Genomic DNA, 6,640 nt, shown 5'->3' with positions numbered 1-6,640 from the left:
ATTCCTTTGAGTATCGGGGCGTTTTATTATATGCTAAAATTCTTTTCTTCCTTGAGTGATTATACAGTGGATGCGTGCATAAAATCTGTCCACTTTATTAGCATACGAGCAGAGTGTATAAACGATTGCTGTGTAGAAACGTTACTAAGTTTTCAGTAAGAGACGAATGTTAAAATATTGGGAGGCCAATGCAAAGTATACCAATTCTAGTTGACATAACTCCTATTAACTAAAGTAGGCGTTATAAGAGGTTTTAAAGTGTATTGTGAAAAAGGACTTGTGAATTTTACTCCACAAGTCTTTTTTTGGCATTCACAAAGGAGGGACTTTCCCTTTTTTCACAATCTAGACCGATTTATGATTCTCGCCTTTTTTCTTTGGCACTGTATGTTTTTAGGTACATATCAAACATTGTTTTCTGTTCGGAATCAAGCATAATTTCTAACCGATCTAACATATTAATTATTAAATCATCTTGAGTATCAAAATTGAGAGTGTTTTGTAATGCGTTAATTCTATTTACAGTATGTCGCTGTATACGAACAGTACTGTATGTTTTATTTTTTCTTGGTCTCCCTAATTTAGGATTGGGGGTTGTATTGTAGGTCTTATATAACGTGCTATTGATTTCTTTAGTAGAAAAAGTTTTTTGTGGTTCTGATATTTGCGTTTCTTCCACTGTTTTAAATGATTTTTTTCTTTTGGGATCTCTGTTAAATTCTAATTTTGGCATAATTAAAAGTTCTGTGTCCTTTCTATGATTTCATCTGTTAGTGCAGAGTATATATTATGGACTTTTATGTCATGAAAATCGTTTTGCGCAGTCATTTGTTTTTCAGAAATGCCTTGACGGTCATATCGCTTTAAACGTTCCATATGTTTTATGATGACATTAAATAGTTTATCTTCGCCAAATATAATTTTGGCGTCATCTATAATTTGATTATCTAGTCCAACATTGTTCTTTAGTAGAACTGGTAAAATACCGGCAATATCAAAATCAACGTCCTTGTACATGTTGTAGAAGGTTTGTAGATATTCCCAAAAAGCTTCTGCTCCATCTAAAGAACGTTGCTGTGTTTGTAAAACTATGATGACATAGTTAGATGAATATAGCGCAGTATCAGTATAAATGGACAATGTTGGAGGGACATCAAAAATAATAAAATCAAAAGCAGCTTCGATTGTGGATAATTTGTTTTGAAAAAAACTAATTCTTTTCTTTTTATAATTTGTCTCAGTAGGCAAAAATTTTAGTTCAAGAAAATCTGGGTAGCTAACAAAGTCTTTGTGTGACGGCAATAAATATAAATTAGGCATTATTTTTACTAACGATTCTTTTATTGTGTCATCTTGAAGAGCAACCATCATGGTATTTTTAATTGGTAATTCTATCCCATTTTGTAATCCATATGTTCGGCGTAATAATTGCGTTGAATTTGCTTGTGGGTCTAAATCACATACAAGAGTTTTGTATCCCTTTTTTGCTAATTCATACGCAACCATAACTGAATTTGTTGTTTTTCCAACGCCACCTTTAAAGTTTCCGAACAACATTTTTGTAACCATAAGTATTCCTCCCAATATTTTTTAAAACATACTATATTACTACATTGCTATTTGACTATATTACTATTTAACTACATTACTATTTTACCACAAAAAATAGTGTTGTTTTGTCCTTTTTGAGTCACAACCTTGTTCATAAAATTAGCTATATTACTATTATACTATTAAACTACTATACTATTTAACTATTGCACTACATATAGTTAATAAAAAATTACTACATATGAAAAATGGCATTTGACAACGGTTAGATGAAGATTTAATATCAACGATATAGAGTTTCCAATTGATTTTTGAAGCATATAAATGATTTGTTTGTTGATAAAATTCTTTTGTAAAAATTTATTTACATTAAAATAAAAAGGCCACTAAATCTCCGGCAAGAGGTTTAGTGGCCTGCACAGTAACTGAGGAAGCAGCTACTTGCATTTGTTTTTAAAGGGACAGAACATAAGATACTGTTCCTCGAATAGTTACAATTATACTATCTGGAGACAAAATTTCAACCAAAAAGATTATTTTGGATGACTGCAAGTAATTTATGCAGTCATCTTTTTTAGTTGCTGTGACGGCTTTTGCTTTCCTTTGGGCCGTTACCCTATAAGATTGAAACGGGACAGGCGTGTACCCGTCAGGTGGCTTGCAAATAGCGACCAAACCACGTCCAAAGGTTGAAGTAGCGTTCAACTGGGCAATGAATAATTGGACATGGGTTAGCTCGCCCAGCAAGTGATTGGCAAAGTAGTGGCTCCTAGATTAGCACCTAGGAGGCTCTGAGAGGCGTTTTAAGCTCAGAGTGGAAGTCTGGCTAAGCATAACCCGAAAAAGACGGGAGAGTGGGCAGAATGCTCTTTAAACGGTGTTAGCGACTTGACCAAAGCGATGGCTCTTAGCTATACCTTGGAAAAGCCCATAAGTATTCTCAATTTTGAGATTTTACTTAAGGGCTCTCTCTGCTCACAACAACTTGCTGCCCTTGGCAGGGTTGAGTTTGAAAGTCAAAATTAATTTCGTATTTTGACTGTTTTATTAATTTCTTTTTTTGATATTTAGTGTTATTTGATGAACTTGCTTTTTAATTTCTTAGTATTTTGCTTGTGAAATAATCAAAATTAGTTAGTGTTTGTCATTAAAAATAAGTGATTGAAAAAGGTTTAAAATAATGCAACAAGTGTTGTTTAAAATTAAAGGCTATCCTTTTTGCAAGTTTAGCATGTGACTAGTCACATGTCTTAAATTACCCTTTCATCTGCTAACAGAAAAGGGGGTAAACTTTGGGGCGTTGCCCCAATCCCCGGATATGTTTTTTTCACAAAGTTCATTTTATATTCTTTTTTGTTGATTATCTTGTTATTGAATTAGAGGTAAAACTTTTTGTTTTTTCAGTAGGAAAAAGTGTTAGTTGGATGGTTTTCAGCTAGGCCATTTCATGTAGATGATTTTATCGAGAGTCTTTTGAACGGTCTTCCTGTAAAATATTAGCTATGGTGTTGTAGTTAGACATCGGGAAAGGAGGTTCGCACCTTGGACATTCTTTTTAACCTATTGCAACTGTCTTTGATCGTGCTACGACCAGTATTAATCGCTGTATTAATTGATTTAGCATTAACTAAGTTGCGAAAGTGGCAGATCCATAAGGACTAGTCACATGTGCCTCGACACTAGCCAGTCGGGGCTTTTTAGTTAACTTCTTTTTAAAACGAAAGCAATAAAAAAAGCCCCGCTAGCCGGCGGGGCTTAAGAATAGAGGTTTGCACCTGCATTCTTTTTAACCTGATTTTATTATATCATCTATTTTCAAAAAGGTGAAAAGTAGTCTAGACTACAGGCAACAAGCCCCCTAGGAGAAGAGATATTTTGGACAAATTTATGAATCGGCAGGTCGTTCTGCATTTGATTTGGCGATGATTTTCTTTGTTATTGTGCATTTCCTTTTTCATAAATAATACCCTTGCAAAAGATCTTTTATCAGCCGTTATTTATTTTGTTATTACTTTTATAATTTATCCCATTTTCCTAAATGTCTTTTCATCCACCTAGCCTCTAAAAAATTTTTTATGAACCAAATTAACTATTTTTTCAATACGCTTTTGCCAAGCGTAATACATATCAAATTGATATTGATGATCTAATCGCTTTAATTGAGAAAGAACATGGCTTAAGGTAAGACTTCCCACCACCACTGGAAAGAATCCCCAAATCGTCAATCGAATGACATTTGATGCCTCAAAAATTAAAACGATTGCAAAACATAAATCAACTAATAATAACCAACGATAAATGGGTTTAAAAAAGCTTTGAACATCTTTTTTCGTAAAACTATCTTTCATTTCTTCATCCTCTCTTAACAACTCATCGAGTGATAAATCCAAAATATCAGCTAGACGAATTAATAAATTAAAATCAGGATAATTTTTTCCATTCTCCCAATGGGAAACGGTCTGCCTAGTCACAAACAATAAATTAGCTAATGTTTGCTGTGACATCTTTTTTTGTTGGCGTACTCGCTTTAAATGTTCCCCAAATTTCATAAATCTCATCCTCTAAAATTTATTATGCAGTGAAACATTAAATAATAAAAGCAAGTGCTTCTTACCCCGCTGAAAACACCAAAATGTTTAAACTTTTTATCAATAAATACGTACTTCCGTACAGCATACGTACGTTGTACGGAAGCGTTACGTACAACAGGTGAAACCGACAAAATTAACCTCATTTTCTGTACGTAAGGCATACATAGGCTGTACGGTTATTCGGACAACGTACATTATGTTAAGTAAATTTTATTTTAGCTATCTGGATGAAGATTTTTTTAAGACGGAGTAGTTTCCTACCAACCGCCAGTTTTCTTTTGAGCCACTAATTTACCACAATTAGGACAGTGAATTGGATCTTTTTTTGATGTTTCAGGATAGCCAAGAGGTCCCACATTATGATAATAAAATGAAAATCCGAAATATTTACAGTTCATAAGGTGTTCTCTTCCTAATTTTGAATAATCATTATAAAAAAGGAATTGATGCTATAGTATTCATCAATACATGTTGAACAATACTAGCTGTTAATTTTTTAGTTTCTCGATAAGTTAAAGCTAATGATATTGGTGTTATAAAATAAGTAAAAGTTATCTCACTCCTGAACATGGATTTCACCAAAGTATACAGCAGAAACAAATTATTTTGTATACAAATTAATTTCAGATGTATCATGTTTAGGATCCTACATCAAGAATTAAGGACGAATTACGTGTATAAAATATTTGGAGCCATATTCTTTGAATAAATTCTAATCAAGCCATTTTTTCTATCTTTTTAAACTTGTACTTTTCCAATTGAAAAGCCTTTATTATGTAAAATATCTATACGATTACGTTCAAATGTTGTAGGAGGTCTATACTTATTCATTGAAAAACTCTTTTCATGTGATTTTTCTAGAAAAATTCTATTTTACGAGAAAGTTGAATGAAGGGGCTTTTTTATTTATCAAGATTGTTGCCCTTCAGTTGTAAATTCATCGATAATTCGCCGTATATAATTACTTAACAAGATAATAAAAAATATTATATAGAAACAATACGGACCTTATAGTAAAATTTATAATTGAAAACGAAGTATATGTTATAAAAGCTATATTTAGGAGGCTATATGTTATGAAAAGAAATATAATTTCTAGAGCTAATAAAGTTACTAAAAACTTTAAAATGTATAAAAGTGGAAAGATGTGGATTTTTGCCAGTACCTTTTTTTTGGTTGGACTAGCTCCGATTGTTGTCAGTAGCCAAAGTATAGGATTTCCAGATACTCAAGTAGTCGCTTCAGCTGCAGAAGTAGGATATAGAACAGTAGATCCTAGTCAGTTTAATCATTATTTTTCATATTATGGAGATGCAACATTTTTAAATAAAAATAACATTTATCAGTTAACTCCTAGTGCTAAAAGTCAAGTTGGCTCAGTTTCACTGAAGACAAAAATAGACATGAGCCAAAGCTTTGTTTTTTCTGGCCAGATATATTTAGGAGGGGGCGATGGTGTTGCGTTTGGATTTGCTGATGCCGGCATAGGTCAATTAGGTGACCAGGGTAATTCTTTTGGAATCGGAAATTTATCTAATGCATTTGGTATTAAATTAGATACTTATAATAATTCAACTCCAAATGGTTCTGCTCTGGCAGATGCTTCTTCAAAACCTAATATGGATTTTATTTACACGGATTCTTATGGGCAAGTACACTCAGATAATAAAAATTATACAAACATAACAGGCATTTCTCCTAATTGGTCAGATTTAGAAGTTACTTATGACGGAAATACTAAAATTTTATCCATGAATGCCCAAGGGCAAAAATTGTCAGTAAACGTTTCTAAATATATTAAGAATAACTCGCTTACCATGTTCTTAGTAGGATCTACCGGAGAGAGTTATGGTGCCAATCAGTTTAAATTTAATAGTTTTCAATATACCATAGCTACGGACAGTAACGGCAATAACGGTATCGATAATAACGGAACTAATAACACTGGTGATAACAACACTGGAAACAGCAATGCTGGATCAAACAACAGTGGTGATAACAACACTGGAAACAGCAACGCTGGATCAAACAACAGTGGTGATAACAACACCGGAAACAGCAACACCGGATCAAACAACAGTGGTGATAACAACACTGGAAACAGCAACGCTGGATCAAACAACAGTGGTGACAACAACACTGGAAACAGCAACACCGGATTAAACAACAGTGGTGATAACAACACTGGAAACAGCAACGCTGGATCAAACAACAGTGGTGATAACAACACTGGAAACAGCAACGCTGGATCAAACAACAGTGGTGATAACAACACTGGAAACAGCAATGCCGGATCAAACAACAGTGGAAATGATAACCATGGAAACAACAACCATGGTGACAACAACACTGGAAACAGCAACGCTGGATCAAACAACAGTGGTGACAACAACACTGGAAACAGCAACGCTGGATCAAACAACAGTGGTGACAACAACACTGGAAACAGCAACACCGGATTAAACAACAGTGGTGATAACAACACTGGAAACAGCAAT

The 6,640-nt window shown here is 33.7% G+C and carries 4 protein-coding genes; 1 reads left to right on the top strand and 3 read right to left on the bottom strand.

Going from position 1 to position 6,640, the window contains the following annotated elements; genetic code table 11:
• Positions 1 to 355 precede the first annotated feature (355 nt).
• From AABI08_RS08295 to AABI08_RS08285, 3 genes are all read right to left on the bottom strand, one after another.
• Positions 356 to 733, bottom strand: a complete 378-nt coding sequence (locus tag AABI08_RS08295; protein WP_338344715.1) for a DUF5388 domain-containing protein — start codon at positions 731 to 733, stop codon at positions 356 to 358.
• 2 nt (positions 734 to 735) lie between these two features.
• Positions 736 to 1,569, bottom strand: a complete 834-nt coding sequence (locus tag AABI08_RS08290; RefSeq protein WP_338344714.1) for a ParA family protein — start codon at positions 1,567 to 1,569, stop codon at positions 736 to 738.
• Between the two features lie 2,036 nt (positions 1,570 to 3,605).
• On the bottom strand, positions 3,606 to 4,100 hold the full coding sequence (locus tag AABI08_RS08285) for a helix-turn-helix domain-containing protein (protein ID WP_338344713.1): 495 nt from the start codon (positions 4,098 to 4,100) through the stop codon (positions 3,606 to 3,608).
• 1,118 nt (positions 4,101 to 5,218) lie between these two features.
• On the opposite strand from AABI08_RS08285, the gene AABI08_RS08280 reads away from it, so the two are divergent.
• The coding region (locus AABI08_RS08280) for a lectin-like domain-containing protein (RefSeq protein WP_338344711.1) at positions 5,219 to 6,640 on the top strand (1,422 nt) is incomplete at its 3' end.

Source organism: Fructobacillus evanidus (assembly GCF_963580165.1).
Taxonomy (GTDB): Bacteria; Bacillota; Bacilli; order Lactobacillales; family Lactobacillaceae; genus Fructobacillus; species Fructobacillus evanidus.
This window is presented reverse-complemented; position numbering and strand designations above follow the sequence as displayed.

What these genes read in the sequence shown, in the direction of transcription:
- AABI08_RS08295 (WP_338344715.1), bottom strand. Translation starts at nt 733, where the DNA reads ATGCCAAAATTAGAATTTAACAGAGATCCCAAAAGAAAAAAATCATTT.
- AABI08_RS08290 (WP_338344714.1), bottom strand. Translation starts at nt 1,569, where the DNA reads ATGGTTACAAAAATGTTGTTCGGAAACTTTAAAGGTGGCGTTGGAAAA.
- AABI08_RS08285 (WP_338344713.1), bottom strand. Translation starts at nt 4,100, where the DNA reads ATGAAATTTGGGGAACATTTAAAGCGAGTACGCCAACAAAAAAAGATG.